The organism is Kamptonema formosum PCC 6407 (assembly GCF_000332155.1).
GTDB lineage: Bacteria > Cyanobacteriota > Cyanobacteriia > Cyanobacteriales > Microcoleaceae > Kamptonema > Kamptonema formosum.
Map to the genome: position 1 here is coordinate 1,485,815 of NZ_KB235904.1, position 17,054 is coordinate 1,502,868.

Here is a 17,054-nt window from a genome sequence, read left to right on the forward strand (position 1 = left end):
ACAGTAATCATGGCTTAATTAGATGTTTGACCGCCTGACGATAGTTAGCAAGGATTTGATATTGAGTAAAAATCAAATAGGCTAATGGCAGCCCTGTTAATGCTAATGCAATCACGGCAAATAAATTCACAAAGCCAGCTTGGATTGCAATTCCCATAGTAAAGCCGAAAGCTGCAATTAAACAGGAAATCAGTCCACCTGTTGAATATATTCCTGTCCGAAAACCAGATAAATTTCCTGATAGCGACCTCCCCAACTTATGCCTGATAATATACCCTGTCGCCGCTCCAATTACAAAGCCAAGTACGAACCCAAGAGAAGATTTATAGCCAAATCGATATTGATAAACTACTGTAGTACTCACCGTACTCCCCAGTATAGGGATAGAGCCAAATGCTCCTGCTAATCCACCTATAAACCCAGTTCCAGTTCCTAAAGTTATACCTATCCAAGCCATAAGTCCTATTAAATTTTGCGGCTGCTGTCCTACTATCAAACTTTCTAGGAATCCCACAGCTAAAGCCACGATAAATAACACAGCTAAAGACGGCTTAGGCAATAAATTGGGAGCGAGTTTAGGAGTTTTAACCTTAATATTTATAGAGTGAGTTGGTGATGAGGCGATGGCATTCAATACAATCTGGCGTTCATAAGTTTTATCTGCCAGCAATTGACTGGTATCAACTATAACTTCGCATTTAACGCGGTTGCCTTCAAATTGTTTGGGTTCAAAAGTAATCCAAGGCTTGTAACCACTGCGGCGATTGGGTTCTTTCGGATGATAAGCAACTTCCCAACCCCCTTTTAAGATAGTGTCAGGAATCGAGTTGCTAACTGTAATACTTTGAGCGATAATTTCACCATATTTTATTGGTTTAAATTCCAGTCGCTCGTGACTAATTCTAACTTCTGGTAAACGTTCGATCTCAATTTTATTAAGGGCTTCTAGGGCAGCGGTAGCACTGGGATAGCGTTGGACAGCATAAGCTTCCATCATTTTTTCTAACCATTGAATAAAAGGGAAGCTAATCTGTTTGGAAACTAAATTTTGAAAATTAATCCGACCTTGGGTATCAAATAAGGTTTTAATTTGGCTGGATGGTTTCTGAGACAATAAGCAAGCTAGGGTTGCTCCTATACTATAGAGGTCTGTGGCTTCTGTGAGTTCGTTATTGCGGAGTTGTTCGTGGGGCATGAAACCCACTGTTCCGGCGGTACTATTATCGATAACAGCTTGTTTACCATGAATATTTGGCAAACTAAAGTCAACTAAATAAACTTTGAAATCCTCGTCTATTAAGATATTTTCTGGCTTGATGTTTCCATGAATTACTGGGGGAGTCTGAGTTTGCAGATAGATGAGGATTTCCAATAGATCAATCGTTAGCTGCTTGATTTCTTCCGGGTTCCAAATGCGTGTTTCCCCTAATGATTTTGCTTCTTTATATTCCCATACCAAAGCTAAACCATTGGGAATTTCAAAGGAATTAAGACAGCAGGGTATACCGGGATGAGAGAGTTTTTGAATGGTTTCAATTTCGTTTTGGTATGCTTTGAATCCAGCCCATTCGGAACCTAGTTTTCCAAAGATAAATTGCTTGATAGTGACTGGATTTTGGGTTAAATTATCCTTGGCAAGATAGGTAATTCGACCTGCTTCTGGATGGCGACCTAGTTCTCTAATTGCCTGATAGCGGGAGCGGGGTTTGGCTGTGGGTGGGAGGGTGTTCATGGCTTTTCGCCTCACGGTAGATGGCAATAATTTGAGCGCATTCGCCTAGTGGGGAGTGCGGCTGAGCTCTATCTATTAGGTTGCCCATATAGATGTTATTTATATCTATTTTAATCGATGGCTAAGCTGTCAAACCTTTAAACTTGCTAAATTATAGCAGAAAGAAGAAGGAAGAAGGGAAAAGAAAGAAGTAAATATCAATTATTTTCGATCAATAACAGCGGTAGAGTTGATAGGATACACCCACAGTGTGGTAATGATTAAGGTCAATATTACAGATCCTTTCCACTCCATAACTTTCAGACGACTTGCCAGAAAGTGACAAATGAAGCGGATAGTCTTGTCGCCCTAATCCAGCACCAACAACCCACAAATTGAGCTGTCCTGCTGGCAAGTTTTGCAACCTAGAGAGACTTTGCCATACACTTTGATACCCGCTAATAGGAGGTGCAATATCAAGACTATTTCGCTGCAAAAAAGCGAGGTAGACATCAGGCGTACTAGGGGGAGAGACTTTGCGGAGTTCTAGGGCAAAGCTCAGTCCTAAAGCCACGTCCTGAAAATTATTATATCCTACTGCCACCAAAAGGGGAATAGCTGAATTTATGCTCATATCTTTTACAGCTTTATGAGGGTGGTAAGGTTTTTGAAAGGCAAAATTTGAGGTGACAAATACTGAACTCAGAATGCCAACTAATAAAATAATAAAAAATGAGTAAGTAAATTTACGCTCTTCAAGTTTGATTTTGCGATCGCGAATACAGGTTGCTCCTAAAAGAGCGCATAATGCTGGGAAATAAACGTAATTGTAGCGGGGAGCTAGAGTAATATCTTTGTCAAAGATATAGACGATAACAATAAAAAATATTAATACAACAACAATAAAATCTACTAGCATCTTTGTCGCCATCTTTGTTTGACAACAAGAGCCAATTTGTTTAACATTTAACCAGAGGTTCCACCCCAACCAGCCTACGAATATAATCATTAAAATAGCGGCTGGGACTTGAACCCAGAGAGGTTGCTTTTCTACAGGTAAGGAAATGTAAAAAACCGCCCATCCAGCCAGAGTTTGGTAGAGCGGAGCAATCGGATTAACAAGTTTTAGCCAGTCAGTTTCACCTTGCCTAGAATAGCCAATTAGTGTCATTATTCCAGGTATCAAAAAAGCAAAAGGTAATAGTAAGAGAGGAAGACTAGGAGACAAAGAAAAGGTAGGATAGGAAGAAGTGGAGAGGAGGGATATAGGCGGTTTGTTTTCTGGCTTCGTATTCCTATCTACTGGATTCAATTCTATTGTTTTTTCGGCGCTATTTATTCCTGGTCTTGAATTATTTTTTACTTCTTCCTTATTACTTATTAAAATTATCACTTGAGCGCAAAAAGCAATGATTGAAAAGTAGTGAACATAGAAACCAATACTGTTAATTACTATCCAGAAAAACCAAAGAAAATAACTGGGTTGTTCTTGACGAGATAAATGTTGCTGTATTTGGATAAATCCCAGAAGTGCCAAAGTAATTAGTAGCATTGGTAAAGTATAGTGGCGGGCTTCTTGCGAAAGGTAAATGGCAAAAGGAGAAACGGCCATAATCGCTGCTCCGGCAAGACCTGCGGCGGGAGAAAATCCAACGCGATTGAGGTAATAAATAGCTGCAATTGTGACAACTCCTGCTAATGCTGGTAAAGCTCGTAGTTTCCATGTAAGCGAATGCAATGACTCAAAATGAAAAAAATTTAGCCACTGGTACATTAAGCAAAAAAATAGTGGTGGATGGGTAGACTGAGTGGCAACTGTATAGGCAATTTGAGAACAAGTTACTCCCGGTTTGAGGGTAAAGATTGACTCCAAATAATTGAGGGGGAATACTAAATCTAAGGGAATGTCATTGTAGTTTTTCCCCAAACTAAACAAAGTAGTAATGACTTCATCCATCCACAGAGGTTTCAAGTCCAAATGCCAAAACCGCAGCGCCGTTCCGAGAACGATTATCCCCAACAAAGCTAAATAATGTGACAGATTTTTCATTCTGTAAATTTATATCGGAGCATAGTTGCTAAATTTACACTACACATCTACCATTAGATATAAATAAATACAAATTTTATGGCGAAACTAAGCAAACGAAAACACTTTTTCAGTGTTTCATCGGCTGCACGAGTGAGGCTGTCGATTTTGTCGATTATATTGGCTGGTTTTGGCGTTTGGGGGTGGAATGCTATCTCCGATCCCAGTTCGCCAGAAGCGGCGCAGGCTCAGGTAAAATTGTTACAGGCTATTTACGAATATGGTAATTATATAGAAGCGGCGATTTGGGGATTATTTGCTATAGGATTTTCAATATCAGCAGCTAAAGAAACTGGAAAAATGCGGATTCACCGCCTAATTGCAACTTTTACTTTTTTCTTATTCGGGTTGTCAGATATTATGGAAGTGCAAACAGGAGCTTGGTGGCATCCTTGGTGGTTATTTTTGTGGAAAAATTTCTGCGTTATGTCCATGATTGGTTTGCTGGTGGTACATCTACGCAGTCGCGCTAAATAATAACAGGATTTACGCACCCAACCAAAGAAACCGGGTTTTTTGACAAAAATACTTCGTTTTTACCTACAGATTCTCTCAAAAACCCGGTTTCTAGGACTCTATGCGTAAGTATTGATTTAATTAGAAGCGGGCGGATTTCGATCTTTAACAGGAGGGATAGTCTGCTGTTTCCGAAATCGATTCAAGCCGTAAGCCGCAGCAGTAATTAGCAGCAAATAAGGGCTATAGGCTAATAACCAAAGACTTAAAGCAAACAAACTCAGAGTAAATTCACTCACAGAATGAGTCGCCTTTCCCCATGATTCTTGTACGCGCAAACCTAGAGAAGGTTCGGGGGTTTGTGTGGCAGAAACTGCTGCTTCTAAATTAAGATTAATAGTGGAGTAAGCTACTTGATTTCGTAAGCTTTTTAACTGAGCGTCAATGCGTTCAATTGACTCCCGGATATTACTCAATTCTTGAGAAGCTTTGAGTACGTCGCTAATAGAGCCGGATCTGTCCATAATTTTTAAGACCATTTCTTCTGATTTACGCAGATTTCGCAGTCTGGCTTCACTATCAACTAATCGATCGGTAACATCCTCGGCTGTAAGAGAACGGTTCTGTACATTTCCTAGTTTGGCGAGAGCGTTTAATGTGGTTTCTAACTTTTCTTCAGGAACCCTGATTTGCATTGAGGCAGTATGCCGAATACTGCTATCTGGTGGTTTTTGGTTTTGAAAACCTAAGATGTCGCCTTGCTGTTTTTGGACAAGATTAGAAACTGTTCGCGTACTCTCATCAATGGATTTGACAACAAGAGTTATTTCTGCTTTTTTAATTAGTTGGGGACGTGATTTGGGTTTTTCTGCTGTTGCTTGTGTCTCCGAAGGTGAAGCTGCATCCATTGCTGCCTGTGGTGCTGCTGGCGATGCCATTGGAGCCCCTGCTGTTGGCATATTTGCTTCATTTTGCCTTGCTCGATTCATTTGGCTGCTGCTACCACAACTAGCCATTCCCACCGCAGATGACGCAATTAAGGCGACGATCGCGATCGTTTGTCTGGTGCGCTTATTGGCTTGAGTCTGGTTTTGCTTAGGGAATTGTGGCAGAAATTTTACTGAGGAGTGAGTTTTCATTGATGCTTTTTCCTATAAAAAACTTTAGGGGATTGAGTTTTGTACTTGATTTAACTTAATCTCAAGTAGATAGTGTTAGCTTAGCTGATACAAAAATTGAAACGGCCTAGACTATGCAACTTCCTGCTGACAGCTCTAATTTGTAATTGCTATGACAGATGATTTTGATGCTAATTTTACAGACTCAACTGTTGAAATGCTTGATATGGCATCGCCGCAGTCAGACTCAGGTACAGCAAAGAAAACTGCGGTGCTTGACTTCGCGATCGCACCAATTTCGCGCCAGGAAGCTTGCCATCAACTTCTCAAGACTCTCCGGCCGGGACAAGATCGAATGGGTGTATGGCAAGGCGGCAGACTGGCGGTTTCGGCGGTTCCGGGTGCGGGTAAGTCTACTGGGATGGCGGCGGCGGCAGCTTTGGCGATCGCAAACTTTCAACTTCACAGTCGCCGTCAGTTAATAGTTGTCACTTTTACCCGTTCCGCAGCAGCAAGTATTAAAGCTAAAATCCGCAAGAACTTACAAGCATTATCTTTATCAGAAGGTGCTTTTACCGTGAATACCCTGCACGGTTTGGCTCTAAATATTGCTCTCCGTCACCCTGATTTATCTGGTTTAGATTTGGAAAATTCTACTTTGATAACTCCGAACAAAAGTCATCGATTGATTCGGATTTGTGTAGAACAATGGATAGCAGAAAATCCGCGACGCTATCAAATTTTACTCGAAGGTAATCAATTTGATGGCGAGGAAACGGAAAGAATGCGTCGCCAGTCGGTTTTGCGGACTGAAATTTTGCCACAATTAGCTAATACGGTGGTTCACGAGGCAAAATCTTCTGGTTTGTCACCTGAAAATTTAGAGGAGATAGGTAGTAATTTTGCTGATGACAATTATCAGGTTTTAGCGGTATCGGCTGGGTTGTATAAGAAGTATCAAGCCTTGTTGCGATCGCAGAATTTAATCGATTACGATGAAATGATTTTAGCAGCAATCCGGGTGCTAGAAAATCCCGCCGCTTTAGCGATGGAGCAAAAGCAAGTATTCGCAGTTTTTGAAGATGAAGCTCAAGATTCTACGCCTTTGCAAACTAAGTTATTAGAAATATTAGCTACTGATGCTGCTCATCCTCATCTACCTCCTAATTTTATCCGAGTTGGAGATCCCAATCAAGCAATTAATTCTACTTTTACTCCTGCCGATCCGATTTATTTTCGTCAATTCTGCGAAGCTTGCCAAGTTGAAGGTAATTTAGCGACAATGAACCAAGCTGGCCGCAGTACGAAGATTATTATTGATGCTGCTAATTTTGTTGTAGAGTGGGTGAACAGTTCTAAATTAACTGGACAAGAAAAACCTTTCCGCAATCAAAGTATTCTGGCTGTAGGTAATAACGATCCCCAAGCTAACGCTAATCCAGCTCCCGAAGGTGGGGGTTTAGAAATATGTCAACCTATTGATATTTATGACTCTATAAGGCTAATTGCTGACAGGGTTTTAAAGGTGTTTGCAGACTTGGAAAATAAGAGTTCGGCTGCAATATTAGTAAGGGAAAATAAACAGGGTCGATTTGTTAGAGAGGTATTGGAAAATCCTCTCAAATACAACATGAAGTTCGATCTGAGTAAGTATGGAATTAGAGTTGAGGATGTATCTGAAAGAGAACGCTATTCCCAAGTTCCCTCTGAAATTTTAGCATTGCTCCAATTTATCGATCGTCCCCATTCCCCCGATTATCTCAAAGCTGCTTTAAAAGTCTTGAGCGATCGCGAACTTATCCCTAAGCAAGATTATAATGCTCTCGCTATACAATCAGAGCAGTTTCTTTACCCCGGCCCGCTCGATCCGCCGCAGTCCGATCGGGTTCGTAAATGTCGGTATTTCTGTTGTAGTTTGCTTCATGCTAAGTTAGAATTACCAATTTATCAGTTGATTTCTTTTCTAGCTTTATCGCTGCAATATAACCAGGCAGAGTTAGCGACTGCTGACAAATTGGGAGAAAGAATTTTCAAACAAACTGCTGGTAATAATTCTATGAGTGCGATTTTAGATGCACTGATTGAAATTGTTGGTTCTGAGCGGTTTGAACCTGTAGAAATACCTCTAGAAACAGAGCAAGATAGAGAACATCCTTATGTACGAAAGCGCCAAGTTACTATTATTACTATGCACAAAGCTAAGGGTTTAGATTGGGATTATGTTTTCCTACCATTTTTGCAGGAAACTACTATTCCGGGAGGTTTGCGGGTATTTCCCCAATCTCGGTTTTTAGGAGATTTTACATTAGCGGAAGTAGCGCGAGCTCAAATTCGTGCTAGTTTACATCAGCAGTTTCCTTTACCAGATATCGCTACTGCTTGGGAGTTAGCGGGATATTTGAAGATGTCAGAAGAGTTTCGGTTGTTGTATGTGGCGATGACGCGAGCGAAGCGTTTACTATGGATGGCGGCGGAAAAAAAGGCTCCTTTTACTTGGAATAATTTAGAGAATTTGCAGGAGCAAAAGGCAAGTCCTGTGGTGTTAGCTTTGAAGGAGAGATTTCCTAATTAGGAATTATAAGTTAAGTAACGCCGCCCTCTAGGCGGTATTTTTACCGCCCAGAGGGCGGCGTTACGGATATTAATCCTAAATCAACTATTAACCACTAACTAATTGCTTCCAAAGCAAAGAAATTCTCAAAAATTTTATGACCAACATCATTAATTTGCTGCTGTAAATCATCCATAAATTCATGCAAACCCATCTTAATGATTTCGTCAATCGTCAGATAATCTAATTCGGCACGGGAACGACCTAAAGCACGTTCTACAGGATTTTTCCAAGTATTAGAAGGAGTCCCAGTGATTTCGTGAAGAGACCGCTCAGCTTGCAACAAACAAAAGTGAATTGAACGGGGAAACTCTCGATCCATTATCAGAAACTCCGCAACTCCTGTGGGTGTAATTCGATGTTGCTTGCGTTTCCGATACATCTCATAAGCACTAGCAGATTTTAACAGTGCCATCCACTGAATTTCATCAAGTGCAGTGCCTACATATTGAACAGAAGGCAACAGAATAAAATACTTAACATCAAGGATGCGAGAAGTCTTATCTGCTCGTTCTAAAAAACGTCCCATTTGACCAAAATGCCACCCTTCATTATGCGTCATCGTCGCATCCATCACCCCAGCAAACAAATGTCCTGCCATTTTTACTTCTGCAAAAAACTCTAGCAGTTGAGACATAGTTTGTTCATTAGCTGCTTGTTGCACCATCATATAAAACTCATTAACTTGCTGCCACATTTCCGAAGAAATAATTTCTTGGATAGAGCGAGCATTTTCGCGGGCGGCTCGCAAGCAAGAGATAATTGAGTTAGGATAGTCAGTATCGAAACTGAGGAATTGAATCACATTTTCTGCGGTTGCTTCGCCGTAACGTTCTTGAAATAATTCCAAATCGCCCGTTATTTTTACTAATGGTTCCCACTGTTGGGTAACGCCTGTGGGAGAGTCAAGAATTAAGTTGAAATTGACATCGGCAAAGCGGGCGATGTTTTCGGCTCGTTCGACATAGCGGTTGAGCCAATAGATGGAATCAGCGACGCGACTTAACATAAGAGATTTTAGAAATGGTAATTAGCAAGTTACTCTAACCATTCAACGAGTGTAGCATCATTAATAACCAAAAGAGCGATCGCATAGTTTGGGCAAGCAGAACTTAGGTTGACAGTACGGCCGCCATCCCCATAGTATTTTAACCGCAGGGACGGCAGCATTACGATTATTGGTAAGTCCGATGGCAAATGGGAATACCTCACTCTTCCCATTGATTAACCGAAACTCTTAAATGCCAGTAGGAATACCAAAAACCTGCGTCCAATAGGTGTTATAATTAACACTCCCAGTATCATTGGCTAAAAAGTAATAACCCACGCCAATTTCCTGATAATCAGCATTCAGAATATTAGCGCGATGCCCTGAGCTATTCATCCACTGTGCAAAGACATCCTCTGGTGTCGAAGAACCAGCGGCAATGTTTTCCCCAGCGACTCCGGGATAACCTACAGATTGCACCCGATTAGTTGGAGAAGAACCATCTTTTCCAGTGTGGCTAAAAAAGTCTTGATTTGCCATATTTTTGGTATGATTCTCCGCCGCATTACTCAACTGAATATTTGCTTTCAGTGGGGGCAATCCCGCTTTACTGCGTTCTAAATTAGTAAGTTCTACAACCCGATTGATAAATTCTTGGTTTTCAGGTGTAGTATTTCCATTATCTGGAATTGGACTTCCACCCAAAAAACTAGCACTGGTAAGACTAGAAGCTAACACATTATTTAGTTGAGCAAAAATCTCGCCTGTGATGCTATCAGCAATCAGAGTATTAGCGCCGCTAGTTTGCAGGCTAACACTATTTACACCGTCAGGTAGCCGGATTAAATCTACACCATTTTCAAAGTCATTGATAATATCGATCCCTCCACCAGTTGCTAGTGCAAAAGTATCTTTTCCTGCACCACCAGTTAGTGTATCAGTATCGCGATCGCCTGAGAGAAAATCATCCCCAGCATCCCCAAAAAGCAGATCGTTACCTCTACCACCATATAAACTGTCGTTACCTTCTCCACCTCTGACAATATCTGCATCTAAATCTCCTCGAACTAGATCGTTGCCACTTTCTCCATCTACAAAATCGCTATCTTTTCCACCCATTAAAGTATCACTTCCTGACCCACCTAAAAGGCTATCTTCACCGTTATTGCCTCCGATCAGTTCACTATCAGCAGCACCTTGAACTGTATCATTTCCGCCCAGAACAAACGCACCACCAGGAAAATTTGTTAGTTCTCCAGCAGACAAGATAATATCTTCCGAAGTGTTATCGCCGAGCAAGCGAGATATGCCGTTTTCAATGTTAGATTGTAGTGCCATTGTTATTTGCTTCCAAATGTAGATTTTACTGGATTTGGTTGAGGTAGGAGCGATCGCACCTTTGCAGAACCCCCGATAGTTTAGATGCACCCAGACTCAGGCTAGCCCCAGTAGTGAAGGCTTTTGGAAACCTCTATTTCTCTATTGTGAGCAATTTGCTAGTTTTATGCAAATAACGATTTTTTGTTACAATTATTTACATTGTCTGTTTGACAGGACTTCGGCAACTGTCACACTTAAATTAACTTGTATGGTGACTCAGATGAAGTTGTAGTATTAATCAAATCAGAGTTTGGGCTGATGGCGTATCTTACTAATTATGCCACTTCCGAAATTCTTTCAATCCGTAAAATCCCTTAAATCCATGATAGAAATTATTGCTCATCGGGGTTTTTCTGCGATCGCCCCTGAAAATACCTTAGCCGCTTTCGATCTCGCTATCAAATATGGTGCTAATTCTATCGAATTCGATGTCCAATTGTCCGCAGAAGGCGTGCCAGTTATTTTTCACGATACCACACTGGATAGAATTACTCGAACTTCGGGCAAAGTCCGAGATAAAACCTTAGAAGAATTGAACTCGCTGGATGCTGGTGCGTGGTTCGATCGGCGGTTTTCTGGAGAAAAAATTCCCACATTGAAATCAGCTTTAACTATCCTCAAAAATGTTGAAAAATTTCTATATTTTGATGTCAAGCCTGATTGCGAATGGTCAAGTTCAGAAGTAAAGAACTTTGTTAATACCTTGCTGGTTGAAGGGGTGAATAATAAAAGCGTAATTACATCTTTTAACGCTCAATTTCTTGAACAAGTCCGCGAAGTTTCCCAAGATTTGCTAATTGGTCGCATTGTCGCGAATGAATCAGATTATAAAGCTCAGTTGGCGAAAGCTTTAGCCGCTGAGGATCGTTTAATCAGCAGTCAATATCGCGTTTTACTAGATCACCCCTCACTGGTTGAAAATAGCCGAAATCGGGGAGTAGATGTTGTGGCTTGGACGGTAGACAGCCGGGAAGATGTGGTAAAATTAGTGGATATCGGTGTGATGCGAATAGTAACTAATTCTTTGATAGGAAACGAAATAAAATTATGACTTACCTTTGGCAAAAATATCAACCAAAATTCTGCCTATATACGGAGAAAGGAAAAGAAAAGTTATAATAAAACTGGTTTTCCGCAATTAATAACGTTCTAAACGCTGAGAAGGTTGCTAGATATCGACTGCCACAAATTTAATACTATTAACTTCCTATTCCTAAGTCAGGGACAAATTGCGCTAAAATCATCATGGCTGCAAAATTTAACAGACAATTCGCCAGATGACTACTCAGCTAAATGACCTAGAAGCCCAACTAGAAACCCTCCGCCAAGAAGCCGAAAATGCGATCGCAACTTCCAATACCCTAGAACAACTCGAACAGTTGCGGATCGGGTACTTCGGCAAGAAAGGCCAACTGTCGCAAATTTTAGGCAGCATGGGCAAATTGGCTGCGGATCAGCGGCCAAAAATAGGCGCGATCGCCAACGTGATCAAAGAAGCGATCGCAACAGAATTAGACAACAAACGCATCACCCTGCAATCGGCTCAAATCCAAGCCAAACTTGAAGCAGAAACCATAGATGTTACCATGCCAGGGGTTTACCGTCCCCAAGGTCGAATTCACCCCTTAAACGGCGTTATTGACCGAGCTTTAGATATCTTCGTTGGTCTTGGCTACACCGTCGCCACTGGCCCAGAAATAGAATCAGATTACTACAACTTCGAGGCTCTGAATACGCCGCCCGATCATCCCGCACGGGATATGCAAGATACCTTCTATTTACCCGATGCAAAATTGCTGCGGACTCATACATCTAGCGTCCAAATTCGCTACATGGAAAACCACGAACCGCCGATCCGAATTGTTGCACCGGGTCGTGTTTACCGCCGGGATACAGTCGATGCTACTCATGCGGCTGTCTTCCATCAAATTGAACTTTTAGCTGTCGATGAAGGGCTAACATTTACCGATCTAAAAGGCACAATTAAAGAATTTTTACGGCAAATGTTCGGGCAAGATTTACCGATTCGCTTCCGTGCCAGCTATTTCCCTTTTACTGAACCTTCAGCAGAAGTTGATTTGCAATGGCAAGGGCGTTGGCTAGAAGTTTTGGGCTGTGGTGTAGTCGATCCTAATGTTCTCAAAGCAGTTGGTTATGACCCAGAAAAATATACGGGATTTGCCGCTGGTTTTGGTGTAGAACGCTTTGCTCAAGTTCTGCATAAAATTGATGATATCCGCCGCGTTTATACCAGCGATTTACGCTTTCTGCGGCAATTTTAATCTGATTTACAGAAAACTGTTTGTAACGCTGCTTTCCACGCACTCGATCATGGCGGTGAGATGGTGGCGTTACTTTAGTAATGCGTAAGTGTTACAAGCAAAATTCCCCAAGGGTACAGTGGCTTCGATCTCAAATTTGCTCAATTCTGGAAATCTCAGTATTATAGAAACCGCCAAGACGGTTAGAATGTTTAAATGCTGAAACCCTTGCTTTGATTGCTTCTTACTTCTTCCTTCTTACTTCTTCCTTCTTCCTTCTTCTTCGACCATACATCTAGTCAAAACCGTTTTTTGCTATAACTACATCATCAAATTCAAACTATTGTTTTGATTTAGATGAGGAGTTGAACGTATGAAAAAGATGAGTCACTGGAATCAATCCGCAGGAGTCCTAAGCTTGTTCGCGATCGCGATCGGCACTTTGCAGATATCTGCGATCGCCCAAGGCGCAACCGCAACATCAAATCTCAGTCAAAATCCACAGTCAAGTACCTCTGAAATAGCCCAAGCTACAGTAAGTCTCTGTCGCAGAGTTACTGCATCCCAGGGTTTAGTCATCCGCGAGAAACCCTCGCTCACATCGCGCCAAGTAGGAAGCGCACCCGTAAATAGTCAAATCACCCTCGTGGAAGCGGCAAACGTGCTTCAGGCATCGGATGGTCGCCTCTGGGTAGAAATTTCATCTCCAGTCAGGGGGTATATTTCTAACGGCTATGCTAACCGGGAGAGCAATCTGGGAATATGTTCGGGGATAGCGAACAATCCTCCTCAAAATCCCCCTGCTGGTAATGGAACTCCTAACGCTAGTCTTTGTCGCCAAGTGGAACCCCGCGTCGCGCCGCGCGGTTTAGCTGTCCGCGCAGATGCTTCTGCTGCGTCGGGTTACAGAGGGGGAGTACCTGCTAACGGTAAGGTGACTCTGGCCCCAGACTACAAGCTAGTTTTGGATAAAAGCGGGCAAAACCGCAATTGGGTAGAGATTACATCCCCGTTTGCCGGGTTTGTATCTGCCCAAAGTCTGATTATGTGCCGTTAAAGTGGCTGTGCGATCGCTTTTTTCTGTGAAAGGGCGATCGCCTACTCGATAAATTCAATTTTATGTAGTAATTCGTTTTCCTCTAGTTAGGGATTTCTAGTAAGTTGATTGAATTTGTAACTGCTTAACTTCTAGTTCAACTTGAGCTTGTACCAATACTTCGGACAGTTTTTAAGCAGCCAAAGTACCATAGGACAGGAGTGAAGGAAAGTTAGGGTGATTTAAAATCAAATTTGGGTCTAAATCTAACTTATCAATAAAGGTGGAAAGCAGATGCCGATTGAGTTGTAGACGTTTATAAGAAGCCATCGAAAAGACAAATGCCTCACTTGATAAGTGACAATTATAAGCCTGATATTTGGCTAAGTTAAGAGAAGTTAAACTGGCATTAAAATGAAAATCAAGCCGTTGGAGATGAGGAGATTGACAATCCGATAAGCCCGTAAATTGTTTGGCATCACGAAACACAAATTCTATCTGAAAACGAGCCTGATAATATTCAATAATTTGTTCGGGAGAGAGATTAATATCAGTACTAAATAATAAGGCATTTTTGATTTTACCGTTGGCTTGAACCTCAGAAATACAAACTAAACAAACTGGGCAATTTAAACAACAACTCCACACAACTAACGTAGAGAGTGAAACGCCCGGTTTTATTTCTTTAACAAAATTCAGGCGACTCAAATCTTGGCCGTCAAATTTACCATCATATTTACGAGGTGCGCCCCGTTTCTTTTGTTCACCTGTATAAAGATAACGGAGGTTAGCATCAACTCTTAATTTGCCAATAAAATCTAAATTTAACTCCCGCACAGTCTCCCAGAATTTAGAGCGGTAATAATAGCCATCAGCCACCAAATAACGAACAGAATTTGGGAAGAAAGAACGAGTGTTTTTTAAATGTTTAGCATAGTCGTCAACTCTTGTTATATCAGGATTTGAGCTGAATGGCACCTGTTTTTTTCGCTGTTTTTTTGGCGGCTTTTCTGGGTAACTTTTCTGGGGGGTTCGGTGTTTCTATTTGAGGACGTGAGGGAGTTTGTTGCACACTTAAACTATAGGACAAATGCGTCTCAACTTGGAAAATAGAAATCACCGAAATTTCCAATCCCTGTTCAGCCCTGTGCCTGCAATACCATTATAAAAATAAGCTTTACCCTCAGTTTTTTTACCACTTTTTCTTAAGAAAGAACAATCCATGACGGCAATAATTGTCTGCTCAGGATTCAAGGCCTGTTGGAGAAAATATTGATTAAATTGTGGGAAGTTAAAGGGTTTGAGAAAGTGACTACGATAGGTTTTTTCACTTAAAGAACTATAACGGCTAAGATTCGTGAAGTTGACCTTGCCATAGATGAGTAAAATAGTTGAAAATAAAGTTACTAAAAACTTTTTTTGGGGTTGACTAATCCCTGGCATTTGTTGTAAGATTGATTCAATAATATTCATGTATGCAGTCTGTTAAGCTGGTGTTTTTTTAGCTTAACCTAAAAGAGTGCCTTTTTTCTCTTTTATTTGGGCTCAGATTCCACTCACTTTCTTGGCTTCTGTGCTGGGTTGCGTTAGTTAAGCTTGCCGTAGGTATCGCTTCCCTATTTAAAAACTGTCCGAAGTATTGACATTAATACACTTCATCATTGCCTAAATACGATTTTTAAAGGCAAGCTTGAAAGCCGAACTCAAACTAATAGGACTTACGCACCCAACCAAAGAAACCGGGTTTTTTGACGAAAATACTTTGTTATGACCGACAGATTTTCTCAAAAACCCGGTTTCTGGGACGACCTGCGTAAGTCCTATATTGCATTTTCCTCCTGCCTCCTGCCTCCTGCCTCCTACATCCTGCCTCCTGTCTGCTGCTATACGTAACTGTCAGCGTCTTTTTTGTAGATTATTGTGTCTCTCCAATTGCTTGCGATCGCCCCCACTCCTCATTCCACCTGCTTTTTACCCGAAAAAGTGGCGATGCCGGAGGCACAGTGACCCACGCCAGCCGAATTCTTTTTGAGAGTTCTCAGCTTAAAACCTTTTAAGCACAAGGTTTTCAAGTTGCTGCGAGCCGCCTCAACAAGTTAGACGCAAGCTAGGTAAAGCGATTTCGCCTTGGTCGTTGCGATCGCGTACTTGAACTAATCCTGAGACTACTCTGATGAGATTACTGGAGATTCCGTCCACCTATGATTTCAATCTGCTATATACATAAGGATAATGAATTGAACGCTAGGGAGCCTCACAGTTAAATGTGCTGTCTCACAACTGAATAGCTCAATTTTCGCAGAACTCCCCTGCTTAGAACAGTTGAGCCTTTAACTAGGTCGATTTCGACTTACTACTTTAGGTAGTTGCGGTCAAAATTGCCACCCTGTTACTCTTACGCTTTTGCCGATACAACATCTACGAGCGCCTACCCCCCCACGTTTAGCATCGGCTCCAAGTGTTAACAAACATTTTCTCGGTGAACCTACCATGATTGAACCAACGGTGCAGATCGACCCTTTAAATAGCCCCCATCCCATCCCTTGGGAATGGATTGTGGCTACCCACGCTGAAATTAGCTCAACTGTGGGCTCTGGTGTACGCTACTACCGCAGCCCCTCACTGATTTCTACCAATGGTGAGTACGCAGCATACAGCCGGATTCAAATGCAAGTGCAGCGAGAGTTCTACCGCTGTCGCGCTAGCACTGCCATGTTTGTAGAAAACCTGCGGACGGGGGAATTACAAACGGTGATGCCTTCTTCACCGTTGGCAGATCATCGGTTTTCCGCTCCTGAAGAGTCCGATCTGCCGGGGGCGATGGCGATTTTGATTCCTGTTTCTTGGAACAAAACTGGCGATCGCATTTTAGCACGGGAATTTGAGGCCATCTTTAGCGCGTCGGATATGTCGGACTACGCGGTAGTCTGGGACAGTAACCAGAATCGCACCCATACAATTGCCCCTGCGGGCAGTTTGTACACTCATGCCGTACTCTTGGGTTGGAGCGAATCTTATCCTGATGAAGTGCTTTTCCGTGCTGGCAATCTGGGCGATCGCTCTTGGCCAGTTTGGGCAGTCGATTTGGGGGGTAGGACTGTTGCCGCCAACCACGATCGACCTCAAGTTTTCCGCAGTCAAGTTAGCAATGCCTGGGCCGGGCCGCAGTTACATTTTTAGATTTTAGGTTATGGGTTTTAGATTAAGTTTTGCTGGGGATAATTCTCTACCACTACCAATTCTTCAGCCAGCTCATAATCTAAATCTCACACCTACAATTAATATCCGCTTGGTATTTCTATTCACTTGCTCAAATTTCAATTCTCCGATCCTATTTTTGAGTTTTTAACTTCCGGTTTTGACCTGTGAATTGTGATATTTACTTTAATTCTCCTCGATCGGCA

General features: G+C 41.9%; 14 protein-coding genes. 6 read left to right on the plus strand and 8 right to left on the minus strand.

Going from position 1 to position 17,054, the window contains the following annotated elements:
- Window positions 1–7 precede the first annotated feature (7 nt).
- Entirely contained in the window at window positions 8–1,732 is a 1,725-nt protein-coding gene (locus OSCIL6407_RS0123450; protein WP_007354441.1) for a protein kinase domain-containing protein, read from the minus strand.
- 211 nt (window positions 1,733–1,943) lie between these two features.
- Window positions 1,944–3,761, minus strand: coding sequence for a glycosyltransferase family 39 protein (locus tag OSCIL6407_RS0123455; protein WP_007354439.1), 1,818 nt, complete (start codon window positions 3,759–3,761; stop codon window positions 1,944–1,946).
- Between the two features lie 78 nt (window positions 3,762–3,839).
- On the opposite strand from OSCIL6407_RS0123455, the gene OSCIL6407_RS0123460 reads away from it, so the two are divergent.
- Window positions 3,840–4,277, plus strand: coding sequence for a hypothetical protein (locus OSCIL6407_RS0123460; protein ID WP_007354438.1), 438 nt, complete (start codon window positions 3,840–3,842; stop codon window positions 4,275–4,277).
- Between the two features lie 116 nt (window positions 4,278–4,393).
- Here OSCIL6407_RS0123460 and OSCIL6407_RS0123465 read toward each other — a convergent pair whose 3' ends face one another.
- Window positions 4,394–5,395, minus strand: coding sequence for a DUF4349 domain-containing protein (locus OSCIL6407_RS0123465; RefSeq protein WP_007354437.1), 1,002 nt, complete (start codon window positions 5,393–5,395; stop codon window positions 4,394–4,396).
- Between the two features lie 151 nt (window positions 5,396–5,546).
- Here OSCIL6407_RS0123465 and OSCIL6407_RS0123470 point away from each other — a divergent pair, with 151 nt between their 5' ends.
- Window positions 5,547–7,946 carry an ATP-dependent helicase gene (locus OSCIL6407_RS0123470; RefSeq protein WP_007354436.1) on the plus strand — a complete coding sequence of 800 codons (2,400 nt, stop codon included), beginning with the start codon at window positions 5,547–5,549 and terminating at the stop codon, window positions 7,944–7,946.
- Window positions 7,947–8,040: 94 nt separating this feature from the next.
- Here OSCIL6407_RS0123470 and OSCIL6407_RS0123475 read toward each other — a convergent pair whose 3' ends face one another.
- The 3 genes from OSCIL6407_RS0123475 to OSCIL6407_RS0123480 form a co-directional block, all read right to left on the minus strand.
- Window positions 8,041–8,994, minus strand: coding sequence for an alpha-E domain-containing protein (locus OSCIL6407_RS0123475; RefSeq protein ID WP_007354435.1), 954 nt, complete (start codon window positions 8,992–8,994; stop codon window positions 8,041–8,043).
- Window positions 8,995–9,023: 29 nt separating this feature from the next.
- Window positions 9,024–9,155, minus strand: a complete 132-nt coding sequence (locus tag OSCIL6407_RS37905) for a hypothetical protein (RefSeq protein WP_267879558.1) — start codon at window positions 9,153–9,155, stop codon at window positions 9,024–9,026.
- Between the two features lie 67 nt (window positions 9,156–9,222).
- Window positions 9,223–10,311 (minus strand): CAP domain-containing protein, encoded by a 1,089-nt coding sequence (locus tag OSCIL6407_RS0123480; RefSeq protein ID WP_007354434.1) that lies wholly within the window; start codon window positions 10,309–10,311, stop codon window positions 9,223–9,225.
- A gap of 364 nt (window positions 10,312–10,675) precedes the next feature.
- Between OSCIL6407_RS0123480 and OSCIL6407_RS0123485 the strand changes: the two genes are divergently transcribed.
- From OSCIL6407_RS0123485 to OSCIL6407_RS0123495, 3 genes are all read left to right on the plus strand, one after another.
- Window positions 10,676–11,404, plus strand: a complete 729-nt coding sequence (locus OSCIL6407_RS0123485; RefSeq protein ID WP_007354433.1) for a glycerophosphodiester phosphodiesterase — start codon at window positions 10,676–10,678, stop codon at window positions 11,402–11,404.
- 226 nt (window positions 11,405–11,630) lie between these two features.
- Window positions 11,631–12,635: a phenylalanine--tRNA ligase subunit alpha gene (gene pheS, locus OSCIL6407_RS0123490; protein ID WP_007354432.1), complete on the plus strand. Its 1,005-nt coding sequence runs from the start codon at window positions 11,631–11,633 to the stop codon at window positions 12,633–12,635.
- Window positions 12,636–12,987: 352 nt separating this feature from the next.
- On the plus strand, window positions 12,988–13,671 hold the full coding sequence (locus tag OSCIL6407_RS0123495; protein WP_007354431.1) for an SH3 domain-containing protein: 684 nt from the start codon (window positions 12,988–12,990) through the stop codon (window positions 13,669–13,671).
- A gap of 171 nt (window positions 13,672–13,842) precedes the next feature.
- Here the strand turns inward: OSCIL6407_RS0123495 and OSCIL6407_RS37295 are convergent, their stop codons facing one another.
- Together OSCIL6407_RS37295 and OSCIL6407_RS37300 are read right to left on the minus strand one after the other, a co-directional pair.
- Window positions 13,843–14,628 carry a transposase gene (locus OSCIL6407_RS37295; RefSeq protein ID WP_234708723.1) on the minus strand — a complete coding sequence of 262 codons (786 nt, stop codon included), beginning with the start codon at window positions 14,626–14,628 and terminating at the stop codon, window positions 13,843–13,845.
- A gap of 138 nt (window positions 14,629–14,766) precedes the next feature.
- Window positions 14,767–15,123: a hypothetical protein gene (locus OSCIL6407_RS37300; RefSeq protein ID WP_007354428.1), complete on the minus strand. Its 357-nt coding sequence runs from the start codon at window positions 15,121–15,123 to the stop codon at window positions 14,767–14,769.
- A gap of 1,017 nt (window positions 15,124–16,140) precedes the next feature.
- Here OSCIL6407_RS37300 and OSCIL6407_RS0123515 point away from each other — a divergent pair.
- Window positions 16,141–16,830, plus strand: coding sequence for a hypothetical protein (locus OSCIL6407_RS0123515; RefSeq protein ID WP_007354427.1), 690 nt, complete (start codon window positions 16,141–16,143; stop codon window positions 16,828–16,830).
- Window positions 16,831–17,054: the final 224 nt, after the last annotated feature.

Coding starts and splice junctions, on each gene's coding strand:
- OSCIL6407_RS0123480 (WP_007354434.1), bottom strand. CDS start 10,311: ATGGCACTACAATCTAACATTGAAAACGGCATATCTCGCTTGCTCGGC.
- OSCIL6407_RS0123455 (WP_007354439.1), bottom strand. CDS start 3,761: ATGAAAAATCTGTCACATTATTTAGCTTTGTTGGGGATAATCGTTCTC.
- OSCIL6407_RS0123470 (WP_007354436.1), top strand. CDS start 5,547: ATGACAGATGATTTTGATGCTAATTTTACAGACTCAACTGTTGAAATG.
- OSCIL6407_RS0123465 (WP_007354437.1), bottom strand. CDS start 5,395: ATGAAAACTCACTCCTCAGTAAAATTTCTGCCACAATTCCCTAAGCAA.
- pheS (WP_007354432.1), top strand. CDS start 11,631: ATGACTACTCAGCTAAATGACCTAGAAGCCCAACTAGAAACCCTCCGC.
- OSCIL6407_RS0123475 (WP_007354435.1), bottom strand. CDS start 8,994: ATGTTAAGTCGCGTCGCTGATTCCATCTATTGGCTCAACCGCTATGTC.
- OSCIL6407_RS0123450 (WP_007354441.1), bottom strand. CDS start 1,732: ATGAACACCCTCCCACCCACAGCCAAACCCCGCTCCCGCTATCAGGCA.
- OSCIL6407_RS0123485 (WP_007354433.1), top strand. CDS start 10,676: ATGATAGAAATTATTGCTCATCGGGGTTTTTCTGCGATCGCCCCTGAA.
- OSCIL6407_RS37905 (WP_267879558.1), bottom strand. CDS start 9,155: ATGCTGCCGTCCCTGCGGTTAAAATACTATGGGGATGGCGGCCGTACT.
- OSCIL6407_RS0123495 (WP_007354431.1), top strand. CDS start 12,988: ATGAAAAAGATGAGTCACTGGAATCAATCCGCAGGAGTCCTAAGCTTG.
- OSCIL6407_RS37300 (WP_007354428.1), bottom strand. CDS start 15,123: ATGAATATTATTGAATCAATCTTACAACAAATGCCAGGGATTAGTCAA.
- OSCIL6407_RS0123460 (WP_007354438.1), top strand. CDS start 3,840: ATGGCGAAACTAAGCAAACGAAAACACTTTTTCAGTGTTTCATCGGCT.
- OSCIL6407_RS0123515 (WP_007354427.1), top strand. CDS start 16,141: ATGATTGAACCAACGGTGCAGATCGACCCTTTAAATAGCCCCCATCCC.